Origin of the sequence: Micromonospora sp. NBC_01655, assembly GCF_026339755.1 — a bacterium.
GTDB lineage: Bacteria > Actinomycetota > Actinomycetes > Mycobacteriales > Micromonosporaceae > Micromonospora.
In genome coordinates this window covers 386,016-404,930 of record NZ_JAPEQF010000001.1, presented here as the reverse complement: position 1 = coordinate 404,930, position 18,915 = coordinate 386,016, and the positions used below count along the sequence as shown (strand labels likewise).

General features: G+C 66.8%; 21 protein-coding genes. 8 read left to right on the top strand and 13 right to left on the bottom strand.

Annotated elements, in window-relative coordinates; all coding sequences use genetic code 11:
* The first annotated feature begins 111 nt into the window (after positions 1–111).
* Positions 112–555, top strand: a complete 444-nt coding sequence (locus OOK41_RS02045) for a hypothetical protein (protein ID WP_266262700.1) — start codon at positions 112–114, stop codon at positions 553–555.
* Here OOK41_RS02045 and OOK41_RS02040 read toward each other — a convergent pair.
* The 4 genes from OOK41_RS02040 to OOK41_RS02025 all read right to left on the bottom strand — a co-directional run bounded on the left by OOK41_RS02040 (position 545) and on the right by OOK41_RS02025 (position 2,952).
* Positions 545–1,327 carry a glycosyltransferase gene (locus OOK41_RS02040; RefSeq protein ID WP_266262698.1) on the bottom strand — a complete coding sequence of 261 codons (783 nt, stop codon included), beginning with the start codon at positions 1,325–1,327 and terminating at the stop codon, positions 545–547. The two genes, OOK41_RS02045 and OOK41_RS02040, sit on opposite strands and share 11 nt — an antisense overlap.
* Positions 1,315–2,127, bottom strand: coding sequence for a GntR family transcriptional regulator (locus OOK41_RS02035; protein WP_266262696.1), 813 nt, complete (start codon positions 2,125–2,127; stop codon positions 1,315–1,317). Before OOK41_RS02035 ends, OOK41_RS02040 begins: the two co-directional genes overlap by 13 nt.
* A 158-nt stretch (positions 2,128–2,285) precedes the next feature.
* Positions 2,286–2,531: a precorrin-4 C11-methyltransferase gene (locus tag OOK41_RS02030; protein ID WP_266262694.1), complete on the bottom strand. Its 246-nt coding sequence runs from the start codon at positions 2,529–2,531 to the stop codon at positions 2,286–2,288.
* 88 nt (positions 2,532–2,619) lie between these two features.
* Entirely contained in the window at positions 2,620–2,952 is a 333-nt protein-coding gene (locus OOK41_RS02025; RefSeq protein ID WP_266262692.1) for a hypothetical protein, read from the bottom strand.
* A gap of 549 nt (positions 2,953–3,501) precedes the next feature.
* Between OOK41_RS02025 and OOK41_RS02020 the strand changes: the two genes are divergently transcribed.
* From OOK41_RS02020 to OOK41_RS02010, 3 genes are all read left to right on the top strand, one after another.
* Positions 3,502–3,924, top strand: a complete 423-nt coding sequence (locus OOK41_RS02020) for a GntR family transcriptional regulator (protein WP_266262690.1) — start codon at positions 3,502–3,504, stop codon at positions 3,922–3,924.
* Positions 3,925–4,111: 187 nt separating this feature from the next.
* On the top strand, positions 4,112–5,434 hold the full coding sequence (locus tag OOK41_RS02015) for a protein kinase (RefSeq protein ID WP_266262688.1): 1,323 nt from the start codon (positions 4,112–4,114) through the stop codon (positions 5,432–5,434).
* 84 nt (positions 5,435–5,518) lie between these two features.
* On the top strand, positions 5,519–6,853 hold the full coding sequence (locus OOK41_RS02010; protein ID WP_266262686.1) for a DNA methyltransferase: 1,335 nt from the start codon (positions 5,519–5,521) through the stop codon (positions 6,851–6,853).
* On the opposite strand, the gene OOK41_RS02005 is transcribed toward OOK41_RS02010, so the two are convergent.
* Positions 6,837–7,889: a hypothetical protein gene (locus OOK41_RS02005; protein WP_266262684.1), complete on the bottom strand. Its 1,053-nt coding sequence runs from the start codon at positions 7,887–7,889 to the stop codon at positions 6,837–6,839. The genes OOK41_RS02010 and OOK41_RS02005 overlap by 17 nt on opposite strands.
* Positions 7,886–10,264: a hypothetical protein gene (locus OOK41_RS02000; protein WP_266262683.1), complete on the bottom strand. Its 2,379-nt coding sequence runs from the start codon at positions 10,262–10,264 to the stop codon at positions 7,886–7,888. The genes OOK41_RS02005 and OOK41_RS02000 overlap by 4 nt, the downstream gene beginning before the upstream one ends.
* A 612-nt stretch (positions 10,265–10,876) precedes the next feature.
* Between OOK41_RS02000 and OOK41_RS01995 the strand changes: the two genes are divergently transcribed.
* Complete coding sequence (locus OOK41_RS01995; RefSeq protein ID WP_266262681.1) at positions 10,877–11,197, top strand: hypothetical protein; 321 nt, start codon at positions 10,877–10,879, stop codon at positions 11,195–11,197.
* A gap of 436 nt (positions 11,198–11,633) precedes the next feature.
* On the opposite strand, the gene OOK41_RS01990 is transcribed toward OOK41_RS01995, so the two are convergent.
* Positions 11,634–11,789, bottom strand: a complete 156-nt coding sequence (locus tag OOK41_RS01990) for a hypothetical protein (protein WP_266262680.1) — start codon at positions 11,787–11,789, stop codon at positions 11,634–11,636.
* 70 nt (positions 11,790–11,859) lie between these two features.
* Between OOK41_RS01990 and OOK41_RS01985 the strand changes: the two genes are divergently transcribed.
* Entirely contained in the window at positions 11,860–12,114 is a 255-nt protein-coding gene (locus OOK41_RS01985) for an e9imm peptide (RefSeq protein WP_243639445.1), read from the top strand.
* On the opposite strand, the gene OOK41_RS01980 is transcribed toward OOK41_RS01985, so the two are convergent.
* Positions 12,066–12,977 carry an inositol monophosphatase family protein gene (locus tag OOK41_RS01980; RefSeq protein ID WP_266262678.1) on the bottom strand — a complete coding sequence of 304 codons (912 nt, stop codon included), beginning with the start codon at positions 12,975–12,977 and terminating at the stop codon, positions 12,066–12,068. The genes OOK41_RS01985 and OOK41_RS01980 overlap by 49 nt on opposite strands.
* Positions 12,978–13,263: 286 nt before the next feature.
* Between OOK41_RS01980 and OOK41_RS01975 the strand changes: the two genes are divergently transcribed.
* Entirely contained in the window at positions 13,264–14,130 is an 867-nt protein-coding gene (locus OOK41_RS01975) for an SDR family oxidoreductase (protein WP_266262676.1), read from the top strand.
* A gap of 132 nt (positions 14,131–14,262) precedes the next feature.
* Here the strand turns inward: OOK41_RS01975 and OOK41_RS01970 are convergent, their stop codons facing one another.
* Entirely contained in the window at positions 14,263–14,820 is a 558-nt protein-coding gene (locus OOK41_RS01970) for an SAM-dependent methyltransferase (protein WP_266262674.1), read from the bottom strand.
* A gap of 77 nt (positions 14,821–14,897) precedes the next feature.
* Positions 14,898–15,374 (bottom strand): GNAT family N-acetyltransferase, encoded by a 477-nt coding sequence (locus tag OOK41_RS01965; protein WP_266262672.1) that lies wholly within the window; start codon positions 15,372–15,374, stop codon positions 14,898–14,900.
* 213 nt (positions 15,375–15,587) lie between these two features.
* On the opposite strand from OOK41_RS01965, the gene OOK41_RS01960 reads away from it, so the two are divergent.
* Positions 15,588–16,478 (top strand): LLM class flavin-dependent oxidoreductase, encoded by an 891-nt coding sequence (locus OOK41_RS01960; RefSeq protein ID WP_117668046.1) that lies wholly within the window; start codon positions 15,588–15,590, stop codon positions 16,476–16,478.
* Positions 16,479–16,603: 125 nt separating this feature from the next.
* Here the strand turns inward: OOK41_RS01960 and OOK41_RS01955 are convergent, their stop codons facing one another.
* The 3 genes from OOK41_RS01955 to OOK41_RS01945 all read right to left on the bottom strand — a co-directional run bounded on the left by OOK41_RS01955 (position 16,604) and on the right by OOK41_RS01945 (position 18,854).
* The gene (locus tag OOK41_RS01955; protein WP_266262669.1) at positions 16,604–17,017 is read right to left on the bottom strand and encodes an ASCH domain-containing protein; all 414 of its coding nucleotides are present in this window, start codon (positions 17,015–17,017) and stop codon (positions 16,604–16,606) included.
* 77 nt (positions 17,018–17,094) lie between these two features.
* Positions 17,095–18,258 (bottom strand): questin oxidase family protein, encoded by a 1,164-nt coding sequence (locus OOK41_RS01950; protein ID WP_266262667.1) that lies wholly within the window; start codon positions 18,256–18,258, stop codon positions 17,095–17,097.
* Positions 18,259–18,305: 47 nt separating this feature from the next.
* Positions 18,306–18,854, bottom strand: a complete 549-nt coding sequence (locus tag OOK41_RS01945) for a phosphoribosyltransferase family protein (protein ID WP_266262665.1) — start codon at positions 18,852–18,854, stop codon at positions 18,306–18,308.
* Between the last annotated feature and the right edge of the window lie 61 nt (positions 18,855–18,915).

Below are 18,915 nucleotides of genomic sequence, written 5' to 3'. Positions count from 1 at the left end.
TCATTACGCGGAGATCAGCAACAGGCCATCTTAAGGGAGGCACGCTGAGGGCGTCTTCCTGGTTTGTCGACTCCAGGTGAACGGCGTGACAAATAGGGTACTTCAGGAGGCATGTCGGATCCTGAGCAGTCAACAGCAGTAGATAAGGCGCATGCGAGACCCCTTGCCATAGGCGCAACGACCGTCGAGGCGCTGGGCGAGTTGAGCAAGGCGCTGGAGACGATCCACCGGGTGCGGGGTCACCTGTACTCGGCGCACCAGCTCGTGGGCGGCGCGGACCTCACCCTTGACCGGGTGGTGAGGCTGCTCCGCGAGGCTGGGCATGACGAGGTGGCCGACCGGGTTGAGCACGAGTTGTTGGGGCGCAACGTGCTGCCCGGTCGGTGGACGTTCCAGATCGTGGAGGAGTTCGACGACGGCTACTACGCGGCGTTCCAGGAGATCGAGCGGGACGCGCGGGAGAGGTTGGCCGGTGGTCGGCGGCACATCTACGAGGCGGAGATGAAGGAGCGTCGGCGTACTCCCGGTATGCCGGGGCACGAGGCTACGCCGTAGCGCTGCCGCCGAAGTCGAAGCCGTTCGGGGCCATCGAGGCCAGGGCGTGGGCTCTGGCCTCGATGATCCTCATGCGTGCCTGATACTCGGCGGGTTCCCGGTGCGCGGCCTGGCTGGTGACCTGGCCGGGCCACTTGCGGTAGAGCAAGCCGTACTCCCGGGTGAAGTAGCCCTCGCTGACCGCGTTGGCCGCCAGGAGAAGCCCGGTGTCCTCGGATGCGGGCAGGGCCATCCAGCCGCCGAGAGCGAAGACGAGATCCCGGCGCAGGCACAGCGTCGCCGGATGCACCGAGGCCCGGTAGTTGTTGGCCTGCCAGAAGGCCAGGACCGCACCGCGGTCGATAACGCCGCCGGCCGGGTCTTTGTCCCATCCGGCGGTCGACCCGTCGGGGAGCAGGTCGAGTACCCGCGAGGTGGTCCACCCGATCTGCGGGTGCGCGTCGAACGCCGCGATGTCCCGGGCGAGCGCCCCGGGGGTCAACTGGTCGTCGGCGTCCAAGACCTTGATGAGCTGCCCGGAAACCCGGGAAAGCGCGAGGGTACGGGCGACGCCAGGACCACCGGGACGCCCGGTGCCATGGCTGATCCGGGGGTCATCGGGCAGCGCGTCGACGAGGGCGCCGGTCTGTCCGTCTTCCTGGACGAGCCATTGCCAGTCCCACCCCGGGGGCACGTCCTGCTTGGCCAGCGACTCGTACGCGCCCGGCAGGTACTCGATGCTGGGCGCGTGGACCGGGGTGATGACCGAGACGAGCTGCGTCACGTTTTCCACCGCTGGAGTTTGTGGGAGTAGACAAGCTCGGTCCGGTCGCCCGGCATCACCACGTCGGCCACTTCGACGACGCGGCCGGTGGTGTCGACGGAGGTCTTGCGCACGGTGAGCACGGAGACGCCCGGGTCGATGTCCAGCAACTCGGCCTCGTCCGGCGACGGCGGACGGGCGCGGATTTCGTCGTCGATGCGGTCCAACTCGATGCCGAGGGTGTAGAGCTGGTGTTGCGTTCCGCCCGGCCACGGTTCCTTGCTCTCGTCGAGCAGGTCGGGGTTTCCGGCTACCAGGTCGTACGGAAGATAGGAGTACGACACGGTCAGCGGCGCGTTCTCGTGCCGCGACGACGTCCAGTAGACCCGACGCAGCAGCGGCGTGCTCGGCTCGACCTGGAGGGCCGCCGCCATGTCAGCGTCGGCGTCGACGCGGGTGTACTCGGCGTGGAACTTGAGGTCGTCGACGGTCAGGCCGGTGTCGTGCTCGGTCGCGCCGGTCTTCAACCGCTCGGCCTCATCGAGCAGGACCCGATCCTTCTCCCACTGGTACCGCTCGGTGTTGCGACGGCGTACCCGTTGGCGGGGTGCCCGCACGTAGGTGCCGCGCCCCTGCTCGGCCCGCACAAGGCCCCATTCCCGCAACTGGCGGATGGCGTTGCGCACGCTCGTGCGGGACAGCCCGGAGGTGTCGGCCAACTCGGTCTCGCTGGGCATCAGCGTGCCGGGGGCCAGTTCACCGCTCACGATCTTCGCCCGCAACTCTTCGGCGAGTTGCAGGTAGCGAGGGCGCCAGTCCCGACCATGCACACCGGTCACCGTACCCCCTAGACGTTCCAACGTCTGCCAGGTGGTCCCCCCAGCCGGCCGCTCAGGAACCGGAGGCACCGCCACCGCCGTACGCGACGACAGCGTCCGACGCGGACCCGGAGTCCGAGGAACAGGTACGCCCCGACGGCTGCTGGCGTTCACCGCGTCTCCTCTGCCTGCCCGTGCGGGTCGGCCGCCGCCTGCATCGCCTGCCGAGCGTGGGTCAGTTCCTCGATGAGCCGGTCCACCTGGGCGGCGGACAGCAGCACGGCTTGAGTCGCGCCGTAGCGGGTCGCGTCGAGCTTGACGGCCAGGTCCCGACGCGCGAACCGGTCAACGAGCAGTTGCACGCTCACCCAGCCGGTCCGCTCCCGCCCGATGGTCGCGAGAAGCCCCCGATGCATCGGGTCGTTCGGCCCGCAGCCCCGACACCACACCGGACACACCACAAGCGCAGCCGACGACGGCCGGGCATCCGTCACGGGTACGCCTTCACTCATCATCGGCCCCCTGGCCGGCGGCGGCCTGCTCCAGCAACCCGCGCAGGTGCTCGACCAGTTCGGCCGCCTGTGGCAACGTCAACTCGGCCCAGGTGTTGCCCGCCCGGCACGTCGCGTGAACCCCCACCATCGGACCGAGGCCATCGGCACCGATGAGGTAGGTGGCGACGAACCCGGACGCGCGGGAGTCGCCGACGCGGTGCATCGGGCCGCGATGCCGGCGGGCCATGTGCGCCATCACCGGCGGCACCAGATAGCCGCAGCGGTCAGGAGCACACCACTCCGGGTGTCCCGTAACCCCGACGGGCCTGATCGTGTGCCTCATCGCGGACACCGCCCGCCATTGCCCCGCGCCGCCTGCGCAAGAGTCATCAGCGGCGCGTACGGAAGTACGGGCACCTCCCGCGTCGGAGCCACCGACCACCACGGCGACGGCGGAACCGAGGCCGGGCGCGGGCGGGACGGGGCGTTGCTGCTGGCGGGCCGGATCGGCGTACGCGTTCGTGACCACCAGGACGAGAACCAGCCGCGCCGACGGTGAGAGCCGGACATCGCACCTCCAGAGGTAGGAGGGGCCGGTGGCCAGCCATGGAAGGAGATGGCCAGCCACCGGCCCGGATGAAGGCACGGCGCACCGTCCGACACAGACGGGTCGGGTATCGCCGAGCCAACTGGTACGCGCGGCTACCGCAACCGGTCCGACAGGACGCCGCGCTTCAAGTGCGACCAGGGCCGGCCCGAGACCACCCCTGACACGAGCCGTCACCCTGGCCGCACAGAAGGAAACGTACCTACAACTAGACGAGTTGTCTACAAGTCGAAACGGGTCTCTTGGTTGACACTTGGTAAGACAAGTGCCAGGTACGGTGAACAGGTGCCCACCCCGCACTACGGACAGCCCCGCTACCGCGCCATCGCCGGCGAACTGAGACGGCGCATCGAGAGCGGCATCATCCCGCCGGGCTCCCTACTGCCGGCCGAGAGTGCGCTCACCGCCGAGTTCGCGGCAAGTCGCGGCACGATCCGACAAGCTATAGCAGTCCTACGAGATGACGGTTTGGCTACCACTGAGCATGGCCGGGGCACTTATGCGATCGCCCGTCCTTACGCCTCCGCTCTGATTGAGAACAGCAACCTAAACGCAAGGCGCCGCGAGGTGGCTGCCGATGCCGATTTGGCGAAGCTGTTCGACATCGCACCCGGTTCCATCTTGGTAATGCGTGAGACCGTTACGTGCGCACAAGACAAAGTCGAGTCGGTCGTCAGGGTGTATCAGCTACTCAACGGAGATCGATAGGCCAACGCCAGTGCCCGAGATCACACGCCACACCTGCGTGGGCTGAAAGGTTGAGGACCGTCACCTGGCTTGCGCCTTGGAAAGGGGCAAGGAGGCACCTAGACCGGCAAAGATTGGCACGTTTTGCAGCTTATGCCCGTTTGTTGGGGCTAGTTGTGCCCCCCGATCGATCTCTAAGCTAAGTACCATGCAGCCGATCGAGTCGACCGCGGAACTGAAGCGGCTTTACCGCTTGGACGCAAAACCACGAGGTAGCGGCGGTTTCGCAGACGTAACTCGAGCGGTCCACAAGATAGAGGGCACCGAAGTTGCGATCAAGCGGGCCAAACATTTTCCTGAGGCAGGAGACCGGATCAAGCGCGAGATTCTCGCCCAGAGCAAGTTGGCTCATCCGCACATTATGCCCATCTGGGATCACGATCCGGCATTCTTCTGGTATGCGATGCCGTTAGCGGATGGCAACCTGTTTGAGGCTCGTAATCAACTCGGCGAGGAAGACTTAGCTTCGATTCTTCTAGACTTAGCCGACGCACTCGCTTTGGCGCACAAGCATGATTTGATCCATCGTGATGTATCTCCGAGCAACATCCTGGGATTACCAGGCGCTACCGCGGGGCGCCTCAGATGGGTAGTGGCTGATTGGGGAATGGTACGGGTTTCGCCGGAGTCGGTATCGCGGGTCCTAACCCGGACTGGCCAGCGTATGGGGACACCCGGATATGATGCTCCGGAGCTGGACGATGATCCGAGCCGAGCGACCGCTGCTGTCGACGTTTACAGCCTGGGGCGCGTCGCGGCTTGGTTTCTGACTCGACGCGACCCCCGGGCTGGAGTTGAGTTATTGCCGGACGGGGAATGGCTTCATTGGCGACCCTTTGTGCGAGCATGCACTGAACAAAACGTGCATATGCGAATTCCTGACATGGATGGCCTGCGCGAGCTTCTTCAGGGAGTCTTCGAGCACCGTGACGATCCGCCATCTGAGCGAGCAGCCCGCCTGCTTGAAGCTCTTCTCAGTGGAGACGAAGAGAGCCTGACAGAACTCATCTCACTCGCTGAGAGCTACAGAGAAGACACGGTTGTTTTCCTGGACTATCTGGCCCAAGTGCCCAGCGGCAAGACAAAGGCCTGGACGGGTAGAAACCCGGACCGAGCTGCCTCGATAGCGAGATCGATGGCCGCGCACCTACTCCGCAGCTCGTGGGGTGACCGTGATGTCCAGTACGCTGCGACACCTCTCACGTTTGTTCTTACTATCTTGCGTGGGCTTGTGGAGATGCACAGCTTCGGCCTAGCCCAGGATGTGGCAGGGGTCTACTTTGAGGCAGACGTGAAGTGGGACCAAGTATCGCAGAGGACCCGCACGCTTGAGTGGTTAGCCGACTTGAGTGACACTGCCGTCGGCGCGGTACACCCAGAGTTGGCACGGCGCCCAGCAGTCGTCGAGTACTACAGAGAGCTAGGTTGGCATCCGCGGAGCGTTGCTCTACGTAACCTGCTCGCTTCCTGATCTAGAAAATCCAGCCCCGGCGTAGCCCAGTGCCCAACACCGTGGTGGAATGGGCCCGTGTCTATCAAGCATGCCCTGGCCCCCGTGACCGAGGCCGTCCCAAGTGAGCGGTCCCCTCGAGCCGCCGGCGAACCGTTGCCGGTGGTACCCGCCTCCGGCCAGGGGCGAAGCCACGGTACGAGTAGCAGCGAAGCCTTTGACCGCTGGTTCAGGTATCCGGCTGGATTCGCCTCCGATTACGTCTCTTTGCTGCTTAGTCGTCTCGAAATCCCGGCCAGAAGCGTGATCGTTGACCCCTTTGCTGGATCAGGAGTTACAGGCACATCGGCGCGTAGGATGAACTACTCCTTCTTCGGGATTGAGGCTCATCCAGCTATTGCCGAACTGGCTGTCTTGAAGCTTCAACCTGCACCCCGCGATGCTAGCGAGTTGACAAAAGTGGGGATGCGCTTGACGGAACACGCACAGCGTGTCGCTGATGAAGTCAGTCGGGTTGCGAAGCCTGAGACAGACCTGATCCGACGATGCTTCACGCCGGATGTCCTCGCGCAGTTGGTGTCGGTGCGGGAGCTAATTAAGGGGGGAGAAGCCGGCGATTGGTACTTGCACGCCAAGTGGGCCCTACTCAGCACGTTACGTGATGTTGCAGCAGTGCGCGTAGGATGGCCCTACCAGAATCCTACTAAAGTGCGGAAACCCAGATTCACGGACCCGCTCTCGCGGTTTCGACAGCGCCTCGAGTGGATGAGAGACGATCTCGTGACGGCGGAATCGCAGCCATCCGACGACCTCGAGCTCCAAGTCGTACACGGGGATTCTACGGACCAACGATCATGGGATTCATTGGATCCTGGTTCCGCGCACGGCTGCGTTTCATCGCCACCCTATTTGAACAACTTCGATTATGCTGATGCAACTCGCTTAGAAATGTACTTCTGGGGGGACATCAGCAACTGGGCAGAGATGTGCACAACGATCCGATCTAAGATGATAACCGCGACGACGCAGCAAAGTAGTGTCGGAGCTGCGTTGGCAGCCAACGAGTCGCTTGAGGACTACGGAGACGTTTCCAAGCGGATATCTGACGTCACGGATGACTTGAAGAACGAGCGCCTCGCGCGGAAGCGCGGAAAGGAATACGACCGCGTTGTACCTGATTACTTCTCCGCCATCGGGAAGGTGCTAACCAACCTATTTGCTGCCCTAGAGCCGGGAGCGCCTGTTGTGTGGCTAGTCGGTGACAGTGCGCCGTATGGGGTGTACGTGGACACACCTTCAATCATTGCCGAGCTTGCCGAGCACGTCGGGTTTATCGCCGAGGACGACCGGCCGCTACGCCGACGAGGCCAGCGTTGGGCGCAGAACACTACCAGGCACCAGGTCGAGCTGTCTGAACGCTTACTTACGCTACGTCGATAGCTACTTCGCCTTCAGTAGTCATGGTCTCCACGTCTTCGGGCCTATGCCGGATAAAGGATGAGAGCAGGCTGGCGCGGAGATCTCTGGTGTCGGCAGGGCGTTCGAAAACCATAGACTGATGCGCGAGATTCCCAGAATTTGCCCGAAATGCGACAGTCAGCTGATCGAACGCAAGTGCGAGCTTGTCTCTGGTGAGCGCGGGTCGCCGGGCAAGGTCCCGTCCGAGGAATTCCACAACCTCCTGTCGGTAGGCGGCTGGGATATAAAGGAGTACCTCGCCGTTTCTTTTTGCGGCTGCCAATTTGGGGGCCAGTCGCCGCCGCGCTTCACTTAGTCCGTAACCCTTTTTTAGGTGCTGCTCGCCCGACGAGCGACGGTCGCTGCCCGTGACCACGTGTGCGAACCGTTCAGCAGCTGCGAAGACAGCGGAATCAATCAAGCTGCCCTCCAGTGACTTTGGGTCCGGCTGGACTACCGCCTTCTCCGGAGAGTCTGAACGGTTAACAAGCAAAGCAAGAACGACGCCAACTGCAATAGCCTGCATCACCTCCTTCCCGCGGCCGCTCCGCAGGTCGACTACCTGGGTTATCTTCGTGAGCACCCATGATCGATAAATTCTCAGCGCCTCATGTTCAGCCGCAGCAATTCGGCCAGGTGAAATTACGACTAGGTCCTCGGCGCCCTCTAATTGCTCCTCGAGAAGATCGATCAAGAGGCGGCCTTCGACTCCGATGAGGAGCGCGTCATCCCCCCCATCAATGATCACTGGCAAACCTAGTGGATTCAGGGCACGTCGTAGCGTTGGCGGCGTCTTAGGGAGGTGGGAGAGCCTTTCACGTAGCGACTGACCTCGCGCAAGTGGGTCGAAGAATCTCTTACACTCAACCAGATCCTCGTGGAGCTTGGACACGCCCTTGCCGTAGGTTAGGCGCCATAGCTGGCAGAGGTCTACTAAAAGCTTCCTTGCCTCTGATTCGGCAAGAACTGCAGGCGCTCCGAAGGCTTGCCGAACCGTGTGGCGTTCACTGTAGGTCATAGCGCGAACGCTTCGGTCAGATAGCCACGCTGTGTTAGCTCATTGATTCGGGCTTGCTGTTCCTTGCCCCCGCCTTCCATGGAAGGAATCTTGTCGAGCGGGGAGATAACTACCACCTGATCATGCGGCTGTCGCAGCCGACGCTCCTCGAGGTAAGCGGCCAGGTCCCGCATTCTCTCAGCATCCAGAAAAGCGTTGAACTCGTCTAGTGCGATCAACCTATTCGCTGCTCGAGACTCCTCTCGCTCCAACTGCGCGAGCTGTGCGTGAGTGTATGCAAAGGCCTGCTGTCCGCTAGAGAATCCGGAGAGAGGCCTGCTCATCTCCTCGCCCCTTGCCGTCCATTGGACCCTCATATCGCGCCAATCCAGCCGCAAATCTTTGGCGCCTTCGAAGAGGAACTCGCGGAGCAGAGGGTCACTGAACCAGCTCTCGACCTCGCTGGCTAGCCACACGCGTGCCGTTCTGTCCCAGTAGGTAGGGGCCGTCAATGTTCCGGACGAATTCCCTAGTTCACCGTAAAGGCGGCCCAGCGCGGATCCGATTCCCCGAATAGCGGCATATTGTTGCTGAAGCTTGTCGCGCGCCTGCTCCAGCCGGGCAGAAATGTCATTTAATAGAGTTGCCTGCTGAGTGGGCGATGCCCGACGTAGTTCCGCAATCCCGGGCAGGGCTTCACGCAGCCACGCATAGGCGTCGCTCTGCGTCAACAGTTCGACGACTTGGGCGATTCGCGACTTCCGGTCCTCTAGGGCCCGCTGTGTCCTTTCCGCAGCCTGAATCGCTTGCACGTGGCTCCTGGTCAACTGATCAATTTCTGAGCGTGCCTGCTCTCGTCGTCCGCGAAGGCGGGCAACATTCACCTCGGCTTGCTTGCATAGTCGGAGAAGCTCAGCGGCCAAGGCATCTTCTGTCATGCCGCCTCCCAAAAGCTCGCGGGCGTGCTCAAGGCGGGCGTGATCTGCTTGAACTAAGCGGCTTCTCTGGTCAAGCTCATTTCGCATTCTGATGAGGTCGTCAATGGTCTTTGCAGTCTGAGCGGGAAGTGACTCGGATGCCTCTCGTAGTCGCTTCTCGGCTCTCGAGAAGTTTACCTGGGCCTGCTCGACTTCGGATAGCTTCGCTGAAGTTTGTACGACAGCGTCAATGCGAGAACGGACCGAATCAATCTCAGCAGCGAGTTGTTGTGCATCTCCGGAGGGCGTCCGCTCGCGCAGCTTTGCGGCCTGTCTGAGGAAAGCGCCGCGCAGGTAAGAGACGGTCCGTCCGGGAACACCCTCGTCCTCTTCCAGGAGAACAGTTTGCCCAAGTTCGTGTCGTTCAGCGTCAGAGAGCCGGTCGGCTAAGTCCTCGAGGATGGACACGAGCATTGGCGCGGCATGGACTTGAGGCTGCCGCTCCAAGAGTTCGTGGAGATTACGAGCCAACTCTCGTTGAGTAGCTAGGAGTCGGTCGTTGTCTGGTTCTACTCCCGCTGCTATCGTGAGCCGTTCTAGCTCGCTAGTAGCTTGTCGTAGCGCCTTGTCATTGCGGACAAGGAACTTTCTCGCGTTCGCGAACTCGCGTTCGGCTTGCTCGTCGAGGTGTTGACGGCTACTCGCCTGGGTTATCTGCTCATCGAGCTTCTCGGTCTTTTTCTCAAGCTCGTCGAGTTCCTCCTTCAGTCGGTCAAGCTTCTCCTGCATTTCTGGACCTTGGCCTCGAACTTGGTCAAGTCGGTCCATCACGCCCGCAGCGCGATCCAATATTTCCATGCGATGGCGCTGTGTGCTCAGTTCGGCGGTCAACAGCCCGCTGATCTTCGCGTTATCCTCCGCGGCCTTCATCTCCGTTTGCAGCTGAGATGGCCCGCTTTGCAGGATAAGCTTCTGCACCTCATCTATAGCGAAGTCAACTTCGTGTTGCCTTCCCTCTCCCGGGTCCTCCAGCCAGTCGGAAATGCGCCTGCGGAATGCTTCGACGCGATTTGATAGCACCTTCAGTGGCGTCTCGGCAGCAATGATGTGGTGGACACTTAACAGCGGAAGGACCGCCCTGTGGCCAACACGCTTTCCATCTATCGAGATCCGCCCTAAGCGCTCCTCCAATGGCCTGGGCTCCAGCGGCCATTCAGACGGGTCCAGTATCCATTCGATAGATCGAGCTTCCCGTAGCCCCGTTACGGTTACGCGCGCTCTTACTAGTTGATCCCGGAAGCTTCGCCAGTCCTGAGCGTGCTCCGCGAACGGCTGATCTCCAGCGCACAAGCGGAGTAACTTGATGGCGGCGGTCTTTCCAATTCCGTTGTATCCCTCGATCCTGCAAAGCGGGATATCTGGGATCTCTTCGATGACGCGGAGCCCTCGACGAGATTCGGCTTCGATCTTAATCTGCACTCTGCATCAGCCTTCCCGTCACCATCCGAAGGTCCAGCGAATCCTCTGTTAATGCCTGCAGGAGGTTGAGGTCGAGGAGATCCGTCGCCGGACTGACACCATCGTCTACGTCGCTCGCGCCCTGGGAAGCGCCCGTAATGTCGGTTATGGCTTGCAGGACCTGCTTCCCCGGGCTAACCACAAGCACACTCCTCCGCGACGATGGCCGAACCCGTCATTCTTATCCCCTGTTGCGCTAGCGATCAAGATGCCACCCGCTCGACTGCACCATCACGAAGTCTGCCGTTGGTGCTGCCGAAATGGCCTTTACATGATCAAGGCACCGCGCTGCGCGCGGTGCGGGCGCGGTGGCCCCGTCCGGCGGCAAGCCGCCCCGGTCGTCTGCGACGCCGGGGCGGGAAGCCGCCGACAGCCGACGGGCTGCCGCGCCCGCAGCATCCTGAACCCGGATGACGACCCCGACCAGGCCGTGACGATCGCCAGCGTGGCTGGTCGCCGTCGAGCTTCTGGCGATCGGCTGCCGCGCCGGCTTCGCCGGCTTGCCCTCGGCCCTCCCAGGTCGCCCCGCATCGCGCCGGAACCGACCACACCGGGTCCGCCTACGCTGTCGCGGTGGACGCGGGCAGGGTGTGGCGGCTGTACCACCGAGGCGAGCTGGTCGGCGAGATCGACGAGCAGAGTCACGACTTCCCGTGGACGTACGGCCGGTTCCGCCCGCTGCCGGGGTTCGAGCCGCTACGCCCGCTCTTCGTTGCCCGGAGCGCCGCCCTCGACGCGGACGACGACGAGGCCATGATGCGGATCGACGACGAGATCCGGGCCGCCCTCACCATGACCCAACCGGACGGCCGCCCGGTGGCCGAGTTCCTGCTGAGCATCGAGGACGACGAGGCCGGCTTCCGCTGGCATGACGAGCCGTTCGAGGACGGGTAGCCCGTGCCATTGGCGTGCCATTAGGGCAGGACAGCCGGGGTCAACCCAGGCCACCAGGGACCGTCCTGACCAGGCTGCCGGCCCCACGACCTGCCGCTCATCGTCGATTCCCAAGCTGACAGTGCGGGTTCGATTCCCGTCACCCGCTCCACCACGAGGGCCCTGGCCAGGACGCGAGTCCTAGCCGGGGCCTTCGGTGTTTCCGGGTGCGCGCGGCGAAGTGTTCCCACTGCCGCAGGTCGTGGAAGTGCAACCCCCGGGACGCCGAGCTTCTTGACCGCCGCCGGCCAGCCGATGACCTTTGCCCTGGCCCCGCGCGCCCTCCCGAGCCAGGGCCTTCAGCTTTCGCTGACCAGGAACCGCCCCGTGCCTCCCGTGTGCAGTCAGCGGGGGTGGTGGGCGAGCAGGCGACAGGGCCCAGCGATGGCCCGTCGGGTCAGCGGCATCCACTCGTGGAGGACGTCGAGATCGGCGCCCGCAGGCGGGCCAGTTCGCCGACGAACGGCTTTGCCTCGACCTGGTAGTTGCCGGAGCGGACCAGCCGGACGGAGTTCTTGGCCAGCGGGATGCGCTGCGAGTGCAGGGCGGTCACCGAGGGGACGATGGTCTCCGTTCGTAGGCAGGATCTGCATCCCCGAGGACGCTCGCCTACGCTGCGCGGCATGGATCAGAGCCTGCCGCCGAAGCTCACCCGGGATGAGGCCATCGTCCTCGTTGAGCGGATCATGAGTCTCGGCTACGCGGACGACGACGAGCTCAACGGCCTGCTGGATCAGCTCGAACGTGACCTCGTCTGCCCGGACGTCGCTGAAATGATCTTCTCGGTCCCCGAACTGACGGCTGCTGAGGTCGTTGACCGGGCCATCGCCTACGAGCCGATCGAGATGAGGTCCGGGCCGTGGACGGAGCTGTCGTAGGTGACGTCGCCGCCAGCTGAGCCGGTAGTTCCGTCGAGAGCCAGCCGAACCTGGGTGGCTCCTGCTTCCGGCGGGAACTGGTTGTCGACCAGCGTCAGCAGGGCCGCGTGGGTCTGACGATCCGCCGCCACGACGAGCCCGCCGACGCCGGTGTGCAACGGTTGCCCCTCGATGCCGGTCACCACACATCCTGCGGCCTGGCACAGGGCGATCCCGCTGGCGAAGTGCACGCTGTCCCGCAGGTCACCGTCGGTGACATAGGCGGCCCGCCGGCCGGCGGCGACCCAGGCGACCGCCAGGGTGGTGGAGACCACGCGCGGACGGAAGCGCTCGACGAACCCGGGGTCGGCGAGCAGCCGCGCCGCCTGGAACCGGGGAGCGTTCGGAAACGGCGGATCGAGGTTGACATCCACCAACCGTGACTCGGCGGAGGGCTTGAGCGGCTCGTCCACACCGTCGCGGCGTACGTAGGCGTGAGTGCCGTGGGTCCAGAACACCTCGTCCGTGAACGGGTCGGCCGAGGCCGCCACGGTGACCTTCGCATCGGTCCGCAGCGCGACGTTCACCGCGACCAGCATGTTGCGTACGGCGTAGTTGAGCGTGCCGCACAGGGGGTCGACCAGCCACTCGCGCGCGGCGCTGTCGGCACCTGTGCGTCCACTCTCCTCACCCCTCACGGCATCCCCCGGGCGCGCGGAGCGGAGGACATCGAGGATGGCGTTCTCCGCCTCGATGTCGGCCGAGGTGGCGAAGTCACCCCCGGACTTCTCCAGGCGGGTCAGGGCTGCTCCGTACCTGGCCCGGACGACAACGGCTCCCGCCTGCGTGGCCGCGATCGCCACGTCCTCGTCTCTGCCCAGCATTAGCGCAGGGTACCGGCCCGCGACGGGTCGAGTCCCGCCCGACCAGATGGGGGCGGGGACTCCCTCTGCCAACTGCGTCACGCAGAGCGGAAATCAATGCCGAAACAATTCTTCCGCATTCGTACGTGCAGATCTGAGAGTGAACATGAACGATGTGTTCGCGTTTGCCTGATCGCCACTTCCTGGATAAAGATGAGTGGACCTCAGGCGCCCCCCCGTACCGGCCGGCGCGCGGCGGCCGTTCGACGCACGCTGATGGTTTCGGCATCGAGGAGAGGGGAATTCCGTGACGATCTTGGTGACCGGTGCAACCGGGAACGTGGGGCGGCTCGTGGTGGAGCGACTGGTCGAGGCGGGAGAGCGGGTGCGGGCACTGACCCGTGCCCCGCAGTCGGCCAGCTTTCCCGCCGGTGTGGAGGTGCTGGCCGGCGACCTCAACGATCCGTCGACCTTGGACGCCGCCTTCAGCGGCGTCGACCGCACGTACCTCTTCCCGGTTGCCCGAACCGCGCGCGAGGTGGTCGCTCGCGCGGCCCGAGCGGGGGTGCGGCGCATCGTGGTGCTCTCCGCCGGTGCGGTCACCAGCGGTGCCGACACCGACTTCCATCTCCCCGTGGAACGGGCGGTCGAGGAGTCGGGCCTGGAATGGACGCACGTGCGCCCGGGCGAGTTCATGCTGAACAAGGTCTGGCTGTGGGGGCCGTCCATCCGTGCCGAGAGCGTGGTCCGGGAACCCTTTCCCGACGCGGTGTGGTGCCCGGTGCACGAGCGCGACATCGCCGAGGTCGCGGCCGAGGCGCTGGTCAGGGACGGGCACCAGGGCCGGGCGTACGACCTGAACGGGCCGGAGCCGATCACCCGGCGAAACCAGGTGCGGGCCATCGCCTCCGCGATCGGTCGTGACATCCGGATGGATGTGGTGACCCCCGAGCAGGCGCGGGTGGCCTACCGGGAGCAGGGCGGCTTCGCCGCCGACAATGCCGACTTCCTGCTCGGCTTCGAGGACTACTCGGGCAACGAATCGGACCCGGAGCTACTCAAGAGGCTGGACCTCGGCGCGTTGGGACCGCTGCCCACCTCGGAGGCGGTCACCGGCCGCCCGGCGCGGACGTTCGACCAGTGGGCACGCGACCACGCGGCGGACTTCCGTTGATACCGCCCCCGTCGTGCGGTTGGGAAGTGTGGGTGGACGTCAACTCCATGTCAGTGACATGGCGGTGTTGAGTGGCAGGTATACCGCTTTGTCACAGACCTGGAGTTGACCAGGCTGGCTGGCGGACCCCGGTCAGCGGACGAACGTGAACAGCACCCCGGAGGCGTCGAGCGGGCGGGGCGTGCCGGCGAACCGGTGCACGCCGACAGCGAAGAGCACCCCGTCCGGGGCGTGGAACGCCCGCTCCACGAAGCCGGCGGCCCGTAACCAGCCGCGTAGCGCCGGGGTCAGGTCGGGGGATTTCCGGGTGCGCGTCCAGATGACCGTGGCGCCCGTCGCGCAGAGCTGTGGCAGGGCGGCCACGGTCCGGCGTACGTCATCCTCGGTGACGTTGCCGAAAACGCCGGCCATCAGTACCAGGTCGGCCGGCACCGCCCCCGCGTACGACGAGAGCCGCCCCGCGTCCGCCGGCTCGACCAGGATGTTCGCGAGGCCAGCCTGTGCGGCGGCGGTGCGGGCGGCGGTCACGTTGCCCGCGTCGTACTCCAGCAGCGTCGCGCGGACCCGGTGCGCGTCGGCCCGCCCGGCGAGCACGCCGACGAGGTCGTGCCCCTGTCCCGCGCAGGCGCTGACCACCGTCAGCCGCTCGTCGGGGCGCTCGTCCAGCCACGTGGCGATCTCCCGTCGCACGAGGCGCAACCGGCGCGACAGGGGTGATCCTTCGTCAGCATAGGGCTCATGCCACGCCTGCCAGTCGGTCCGGGACATCATCTCGTTACGTCGTTCGGAGCCCAGCGGAGGGTCATGTCGGGCAGGTGCTCCATGTTCTGGCTGCCGTCGCTGGTGTCCAGGACCGTGAAGCCGTGACGTTCGTAGAAGGCGCGGGCGTCGGTGTTCTGCTGGAAGACGTGCAGCAACACTCCGTCGGGGCTGTGCCGTCTGACTTCGTCGAGCAGTAGCGTGCCGACGCCCTGACGGCGGGCGTCCGGCCGCAGGTAGAGGTGTTCGAGCACGTTGCCCCCGAGAGCGGCGTAGCCGAGGACCACCGCGTCGCGCACCGCCACCCAGATGTGGCACTCCTTGAGCAGAACATCCTCGACCCAACGGGTCACCTGCGCGGGGCTGCGTTTCTGCGGGGGGAGATACGGCATGGTCGCCGCCCGGGAGGCCAGATGGATACGCGCGATCACCGTCGCGTCCGCCGCGTAGGCGAGCCGGATCTCCGCCCTGGTGTCGTCACCCACCCGGTGAACCTAGGGGCCGGCGAGCTTCCGATCCACCGGATAACCGTCGCCCGGCTCGCGGTCCGTGGCCGGTCGCTGGTCCCGGTGTGGAGGAACCGAGGCATGGGCGGGCGGGTCAGTCGGTCACCGAACCGGACACCCTGGACGACGGGACGGTCCCGCGATTGGCGACCAGACGCCGGACGGAGCCCGGTAGCCCGTACGCTGGCGATCATGCGGATTGGCGTCGTGATTCTTCCCGACCAGCGCTGGTCGGACTCGCAGCGCCGGTGGCGGCAGGCGGAGGAGTGGGGCTTCGACCACGCCTGGACGTACGACCACCTGGGCTGGCGGGACCTGGTCGACGGGCCGTGGTTCGACTCGATGACGACGTTGACCGCCGCCGCGACCGTGACCTCCCGGATCCGGCTCGGCACCCTGGTCGCCTCGCCCAACTTCCGGCACCCGGCGGCGTTCGCCCGGCAGATCACCGCCCTCGACGACGTCTCCGCCGGCCGGTTCCTGCTCGGCCTCGGCGTGGGCGGCATCGGATTCGACTCGGCCGTGCTGGGCGGCGAGACGCTGCCGCCGCGCCAGCGCGTCGACCGGCTCGCCGAGTTCGCCGAGCTGCTCGATTTGATCCTGCGGGAGGACGGGACGACGTGGCGCGGCGAGTGGTTCGCCGCCGTGGACGCCCGGAACAACCCCGGTTGCGTGCAGCGCCCCCGGGTGCCGTTCGTGATGGCCGCCAACGGCCCCCGCTCGATGCGGCTGGTGGCCCGGTTCGGGGAGGGCTGGGTGACCACCGGCGCGGGCGGTGACGACCTGGACGCCTGGTGGGGGACCGTGGCCGACCTCGCCGCCCGGATGGACCGGACGCTGGCCGAGGCCGGCCGCGACCCGGCCACCCTGGACCGCTATCTCTCCCTCGACTCCGCCCCGGTCTTCTCGCTGAGCAGCGCGGACTTCCTCGCCCAGCAGGTCGGGCGGGCCGCCGCCCTGGGCTTCACCGACGTGGTCACGCACTGGCCGAGGGCCAGTAGCTGGTACGTGGGCGACGAGGCCGTCCTGGCGGACGCGGCCACCCGCCTGCTGCCCGAGCTGCGCCGCCTCGCCCCCGCCTGACCGCCCCACCGCTCCCGCCTGACCGCCCCACCGCTCCCGCCTGGCCGCTGCGCCGCCCTGACGGTGCGGCTCCGGCGGTGGTGCGCAGGAGACCTCCCGAGCGTCAGCAGGGGCCTTCGTGTGCCTCAGGTGGCGGTGCCGCCCTCAGTCGAGACGAGCCGGAACCGGATGCAGACGACCTGGGTGTCGTCGGTGACGGGGGTGCCGACCCGGGCCCAGTAGGCGGCATGTCCGGCCCGCCACTCCTCGACGGACCGGTCGCCCTCGCCCTCCGAGCGGGCGAAGTCCCAGGAGACGTCGGCGAAGCGAACCACCTCGACGCCGGTCACCTCGACGACCCCGACCAGCGCGTCGTGGTCGTCCACGAGAGCCAGCCGTTCGCCGGCCCGCTCCAGCTCCTCGCCCTCCTCGGCGTACTCGTCGGTCAGGCCGGCGGTCGCCGTCTTGACCCCGGCGAGCACCAGGGCGTTGAGTCGCGCCCGCAGCTCGCCGGGAGTGCCGAGGGCGAGGGAGCGCAGTCCACCGATGCGAGGCCACATCCTGCCGAGGATACGCAGGCCCGCCGCCCGCCGCCCGCCCGCCGCCGCCCGGTTCCGCCGCCGTCGGACCTCGGCGGTCAGAGGAGTTGCCCGGCGTACCCGGCCGAGGTCAGCACCCGTTCGTCGCCGGTCGCCGCGTGCGCGTCGAGCACCGCGTCGGCGAGTTTCACCACGTGCTCGTCGCCGTGCCGGGCCGCCCGGGCGAAGACCTCCGCCGGGGTGGCGGGGGCCACGGCCGGGGGCACCACGCCGGCCGTGGAGGCGTACCCGGCGGTCACCGCCGCCGTCGCGGACCAGGCCGCGGCGAGACTCGGCGTCCAGAGCCCGGGGTCCAGCGCCGGCAGGGTACGCAGCACCGCCGTCGGCGCGGTCACCGCGTGCACCAGCATGACGGGCTCCGCGTGCCCGTACCGGAGGTAGTCCAGGCACGCCCGGCGCACCAGTTCGGCGAGCGCTCGCTCGGCCTCGGCCGGGGTCCGCGCGGGGCGCAGCGCCGCGAGCGAGGCCTCCCAGCCCGGTACGTCGGGCAACCGCCCCAACCGTTCCCGGATGCCGCCGGTGCGGTCGGCGATCCGGGGCAGCCCGGCCAGTGCGGCGGCCACCCCGATCCGCCCGGCCCCCGGGTCGGACGGATCGCCTGCGCTCGCGGGCGTCCAGGCGCGTCCGGCAGATGTGCCGGCCGGGTCGGCCCGGCCGGTGCCCGCCTCGACCGTCCCTGCCGGGTCGGCCCGCCCGGTGCCTGCCTCGACCGGGGTGGCCGACAGTGGGGTCGCGCCCGGCACCGGCTGCCAGCGGGCCGCCCAGTAGCCGAGCGCCTGGCCGAGTTCGGTGAGCCGGTCCGGGCTGGTCTCGTCGGCGCGTAGCGCCCGCACGGCGTGCCCCACCCGGATGACGCCATGGGTGGCGCCGGCCGCGATGCCGGGCAGCAGCCGGGGCCACCAGGTGCCGAGCACCTCCCGCCAGGGGCGTTCACGCAGCTCCCGGTCGAAGTGCGCCAGCCAGTCCCCGGCCCGCTTCGGGTCGCCGAGCGCCTCCCGCCAGTCGTCGACCGGCCGCAGGCCGCGCGGCAGCTCGTCCAGCCGGCGCAGGTAGCCGTCCAGCCAGCGGTGCACCCGGTCCCCGTGCCCGTGCCGGGCCAGCGCCTCCGCCGCCATCGGCCCGTGGTTGGACAGCCAGCCCTCGTACTCGGGGCCGGTCCGGTGCAGCCGTCGGTACGCCTCGTCCAGGATCCCGTCGTCCATGCACGGATCGTCCGACTTCAACCTCGCTTCAGGTCAACAGTCGCCGCTCAGCCCAGCCGGGCGGCGTCGAGCAGGCCGCGTACCCGCAGCTCGGCGGCGAGGACGGGCGGGCAGTCGACGACCACGGCGGACGTGCCGAGGACCTCCGCTCCCCGGGTCGCGCAGATCGCGTACAGGGCGTGGAGTTGGGCGCCGGTGGCCACCCAGTCGTCGACCACCAGCACCCGGTCCCCGGGGCCCAGGTGCCGGTCCCGGACGCCCAGCTCGACCCGGCGGCCCCGGAAGTCGGGCGGGCTGTGCGCCCAGGTGGTCGCCCCGGCGGGCAGTCGCCCGTCGGTCGCCTTGTGCGCCGGCACGAAGCCCACCCCGAGCGCGGTGGCGGCGAGCGGGCCGAGCAGCAGACCGGTGACGGCCGGGGCGAGCACCACGGTCGGCCGGGCGGCCCGGAACGGCGCGACCAGGGCCGGCCCCAGCTCCGCCAGGACGGCCGGGTCCCGCCACCAGCCGGAGACGTCGCTGACCAGGTGGCTGCTCTCCGGACCGGGATCGATCCACCGGAACAGCTCGACGAGACGTTCGCTCAGCTCAGCGGGCATGCCGCCCATCCTGCGGCATCCGCGACCCGCGCGGTGTCGGCCGGGTCCGGGGCCGAGCGGG